Annotated in this window: 2 protein-coding genes; both read right to left on the bottom strand. The window is 71.1% G+C overall.

Annotation, left to right across the window (positions count from 1 at the left end):
* On the bottom strand, positions 1 to 1,639 hold a 1,639-nt coding region (locus ABD329_RS47185; RefSeq protein ID WP_344318182.1), incomplete at its 3' end, for a type I polyketide synthase.
* A gap of 60 nt (positions 1,640 to 1,699) precedes the next feature.
* On the bottom strand, positions 1,700 to 5,253 hold a 3,554-nt coding region (locus tag ABD329_RS47180), incomplete at its 5' end, for an SDR family NAD(P)-dependent oxidoreductase (RefSeq protein WP_344318181.1).

Below are 5,253 nucleotides of genomic sequence, written 5' to 3'. Positions count from 1 at the left end.
CCGCACCCAAACCCTCAACCAAAGCCCCACGATCGGACCCCAACACCACCGCACGATGCTCAAACGCACTACGCGTCGTCGCCAGGGAGAACCCGACATCAATGAGGGTCGTCTCCTGCCGCGTCTCCAGGTGGCCGAGCAGCCCTTCGGCCTGGGCACGCAGCGCGCTCTCGGACTTCCCCGAGACCAGCCACGGCACGATGCCGGATGGCAGTTGCCCCGTCTCCTCCGGCGCTTCGCTCTCCGGGTCGGCCGGAGGCTCCTGCTCCAGGATGATGTGTGCGTTGGTGCCGCTGATTCCGAAGGACGAGATTCCCGCCCGGCGGGGCTCGTCGCCCTCCGGCCACGGCGTGGCCTCGGTGAGCAGCCTGACCCCGCCCGCCGTCCAGTCCACGTGGGGCGACGGCTCATCGACATGCAGGGTCTGCGGCAGCAGCCCGTGCCGCATCGCCTGCACCATCTTGATGACGCCCGCCACACCCGCCGCCGCCTGCGTATGGCCGATGTTGGACTTGATCGAGCCGAGCCACAGCGGCCGCTCCTCGGGCCGCTCCTGCCCGTACGTGGCCAGCAGCGCCTGCGCCTCGATCGGATCGCCCAGCGTGGTACCCGTGCCATGCGCCTCGACGGCGTCCACCTGCTTGGCGGAGAGTTTCGCGTCGGCCAGGGCCTGGCGGATCACCCGCTGCTGAGACGGGCCGTTGGGCGCCGTAAGGCCGTTGCTCGCACCGTCCTGGTTGATGGCGGAGCCGCGTACCACCGCCAGCACGGGGTGACCGTTGCGGCGCGCGTCCGACAGCCGCTCCAGCAGCAGCATGCCCACACCCTCGCCCCAGCCCGTGCCATCGGCGGCCGCCGCGAAAGGCTTGCACCGACCGTCAGCCGCCAGACCCCGCTGACGGCTGAACTCCACGAAGGTTCCGGGGGTGGACATCACCGTGACACCACCCGCGAGGGCGAGTGTGCACTCCTGGCGCCGAAGGGCCTGACCGGCCCAGTGCAGCGCCACCAGGGACGAGGAGCACGCCGTGTCAACAGTGACCGCCGGACCCTCGAGGCCCAGGGTGTAGGCCACCCGACCGGAGGCGATACTGCCCGCGGTGCCATTGCCCAGATAGCCCTCCACACCCGCGGGCAGCGAGGTCAGACCGGTGCCGTAGTCGTGGTACATCACACCGGTGAAGACACCGGTCTTGCTGCCCCGCACCGACTCCGGGTCGATACCGGCCCGCTCGAACGCCTCCCAAGCCGTCTCCAGCAGCAGCCGCTGCTGGGGGTCGGTCGCGAGCGCCTCGCGGGGGGACATCCCGAAGAACGCCGGGTCGAATTCACCGGCGCCGTGCAGGAATCCGCCCTCGCGCGCATAGCTCTTGCCGACCGCGCCCGGGTCGGGATCGTACAACCCCGCCACGTCCCAGCCACGGTCCTCGGGGAAGCCCGAGATGGCGTCCTGGCCGGCGGCCACCGACCGCCACAGCTCCTCGGGCGAACGCAGCCCGCCCGGGTAGCGGCAGCTCATCGCCACGATCGCGATCGGCTCGTGGTCCGCGGACTCCGCTTCCTGGAGGCGCTGACGCGTCTGGTGGAGTTCGGCAATGACTCGCTTGAGGTAATCCCGGAGTTTGTCTTCGTTGCTCATCGCGCTTTCCCAATCACAAGGCTGTCGGCGGATTGCGGAGGGGTATTGCTTCAGATCGCTTCAGAGAATTCCGAGATCCTCGTCCACCATCTTGAAGAGTTCGCCATCCGTCGCCGATTCGAGTTGGTCGACGAGAGCAGCGCTGCTGCTCGGGACTTCCTGTGCGTCGCCGTACTTTGCCAAGAGCTCCCGCAGGCGTGACACCACATCCGTGCGGCCGATCTCCTCCCAGGTCATCGCCGACAAACCGGCTTCGAGCTGGTCGAGTCCCACGGACACGGGCACCGAGGTGGCGGCGGATCCGGCGTCCCGCGTCAGCTCGTGGTGAAGGTGCTGGGCCAGGGCGGTCGGCGTCGGGTGGTCGAACACCAGCGTCGCGGTCAGACGCAGTCCGGTCACCGTGCCGAGCCGGTTGCGCAATTCCACCGCCGTCAGCGAATCGAAGCCGAAGTCCTTGAACGCACGGCCCGGTTCCACGGTATCCGGACCGCCGTGGCCCAGCACCGCGGCGACATTGCGCCGTACCGTGTCCAGCACCAGGCGTTCGCCTTCCGCATACGAGGCTCCGTCCAGGCGTGCCCGCAATGCCCCCGCCGCTCCGGCCGCTCCGGCGGAATCCGCCTCCACCCGGCCAGCGGGCACGCGCACCAACTCCCGCATCACATGCGGTATTTCCGCCAGGCCGTCGTGTGCGGCGGAGCTCAGGACCGCCGTGTTCAGCCGTGCGGCGGCGAGGACCGGGGGGCCATCGCTCGCACAGGCGGCGTCGAACAGTGCGAGCCCCTCGGCCGACGACAGGGCGGAGATGCCGACCTGGTCCATCCGTCGCCTGTCCACCTCGGCCAGCCCCGCGGTCATCCCGCTGCGTTCCTCCCACAGGCCCCAGGCCAGCGACAGGCCGGGGAGGCCGTGCGCCCGGCGCCGTGCGGCCAACGCGTCGAGGAAGGCGTTGGCGGCCGCGTAGTTGCCCTGCCCGGCGGCCCCGAACATGCCCGCCACCGAGGAGAAGACCACAAACGCCGACAGGTCGAGCCCAGCCGTCAGCTCATGCAGGGCTAGCGCCGCCTCCGCCTTCGACCGCAGCACGGTGTCCAGCCGCTCCGGAGTCAACGACGCGATCACACCGTCGTCCAGCACGGCGGCGGCGTGGACGACACCCTTGAGTGGGTGCGCCGCGGGGATGTCCGACAACACCGCGCCGAGGGCGTCCCGGTCGGCGACATCACAGGCCGCCCAGGTCACCGACGCCCCGGCCGAGACCAGATCATCGGCCAGCTCCGCCGCGCCCTCGGCCGCCGAGCCCCTGCGGCTGAGCAGCACCAGATGCCGTACACCGTGGTCGGCCACCAAGTGCCGCGCGAGCAGACCGCCCAGGGTGCCGCTGGCCCCGGTGATGAGCACCGTAGCCTCGGGATGCCATGTCGCCGAAGCGCCCTGCTCCGCCGCCGCCTCGGCTCGGACCAGCCTCGCCGCGAGTACGCGTCCGCTTCGTACGGCCAACTGCGGCTCGCCCGAGGCGAGGGCGGCGGCCAGCGGAACGGAGCCGAGTTCGATGGGTTCGTCCGCATCGAGGAGGAGCAGTCGGCCGGGGTGTTCGGCCTGCGCGGACCGCACCAGACCCCATACCGCCGCCCCTGCCAGGTCCTCCACGCCCTCGGTGGAGGTGGTGGCCACGGCGCCGTGAGTGGTGATGACCAGGCGGGAGCCGGCGAACCGCTCCTCGGCCAACCACTGCTGCACCCGCTCCAACGCCTGGTGCGCCGCGCCACGCAGACCCTGGTGGGCGTCGCCACCGGTGCCGGTCGCCGAGGCCGACAGCACCCACTCCGGCAGGGGTTCACCCTCGCCACTGGCTCGGGCAAGGGCCTCCAGATCAGGATGCGTTCGCACCTGCCAGCCCGCCGACCGCAGCGCCGTGGCCAGCGCGCTGTCCTCTGCACCGATCACCGCACAGCGGGCGGTGGACGGCGCGTCGGCAGGGAGCGGCATGGCGTTCCACCGCAGTCGGTACAGCGACTCATGGGAGGTGCCGCGCGCGGCGTTGATCTGCTCGGCGGAGACCGGGCGTGTCACCAGCTCTGCCACCGAGGCCATCAACCGGCCCGTCTCATCGGCCACGGCGAGCGACAGGCCGTCGGACCCGGCCGCCGCAAGTCGTACGCGGACCGTGGTCGCGCCGGGGATGGGCACCGACACCCCGTTCCAGGCGAATGGCAAGCGGATCTGCTCGGCGTCCGAGGCCACCAGGCCACCGGGCCCCGCCATATGAAGGGCGGCGTCGAGCAACGCCGGGTGCACACGGAAGCGCGCCGCATCTGACCTCTGCTCCTCGGCCAGTGCCACCTCGGCGAACACCTCGGTGAACGCCTCGCCTTCGCGCCGCCAGGCGGCCCGCACCCCCTGGAACGCCGGCCCGTATGCGAGCCCGCCCAGCGCGAAGCGCTCGTACATGCCGCTGATGTCGATCGCCTGAGCATCCACGGGCGGCCACACGCTCACCTCGGCCGAGATCGCCGTCTCCGGCACCTCGGCCCTGGTCAGGAGGACGCCGGTGGCGTGGCGCGTCCAGGGCCCGTCCTCATCAGCGGATTCCCGTCGGGAGTGGACGGTGACGGGTCGGCGGCCGTCGTCATCGGCTCCGGCCACCATCACCTGGAGCTGGATCGCCCCGCGTTCGGGAAGGACCAGGGGCGCTTCCAGCACCAGGTCGTCCACCTGGTCACAGCCGAAGCGGCCACCGGCATGCAGCGCCAGATCCACGAAGGCCGTCCCCGGCACCACCACCGAGCCCAGCACGGCGTGGTCGGCCAACCAGGCGTGGGTACGTGCGGACAGTCGGCCGATGAACAGGCATCCGTCGGAGTCGGGCAGCCTCACGGCGGCACCGAGCAGGGGATGTTCCTCCGACCGGAGCCCTGCCGAGGCCACGTTGCCCGCCGCCCCACCGGCCTCGAGCCAGTACCGCTTCCGCTGGAAGGCGTAGGTCGGCAGCTCCACGTGGCGTACGGGCGTCGGCGCGAGCAACGCCGTCCAGTCCACCGGGACGCCACGAACGAAGATGCGGGCCAATGCCTCCTGAAGCGTGGCGCGCTCTCCTCGGCCGCCGCGCAGTGCGGAGGCGAACTCGACGTCCGGCGCGCATTCCTGTCCCATGCCGGACAGCACCCCGTCCGGGCCCAGCTCCAGGGAGGTCGTCACACCGGCCTCCGCGAGGGCCGCCACGCCGTCGGCGAAGCGCACGGTCTCGCGGACGTGCCGTACCCAGTACTCGGCGGAGCACAGCGTCTCGGCGTCCGCGATCAGACCCGTCAGGTTCGATACGACGGGGATGCGCGGGGGCGCGTACGACAGCCCCTCGGCCACCCGCCGGAACTCCGCCAGCATCGGCTCCATCAACGGCGAATGGAAGGCGTGCGAGACGCGCAGCCGCTTGGTCTTGACCCCCTGAGCCTCAAACTGCCCAGCGACCTCCGTCACCGCCTTTTCCGCCCCGGAGATCACGGTCGAGTACGGACCATTGACCGCCGCCACACTCACCTCGGCCTCACGACCGGCCAGCAACGGCAAGACGTCGGCCTCGGCGGCCTGCACCGACACCATCACCCCACCCGGGG

Source organism: Streptomyces javensis (genome assembly GCF_039525925.1).
In the GTDB taxonomy this organism is placed as follows: Bacteria; Actinomycetota; Actinomycetes; order Streptomycetales; family Streptomycetaceae; genus Streptomyces; species Streptomyces asiaticus.
The sequence above is the reverse complement of the archived record's forward strand: the minus strand, read 5'-3'. Positions and strand labels throughout refer to the sequence as shown.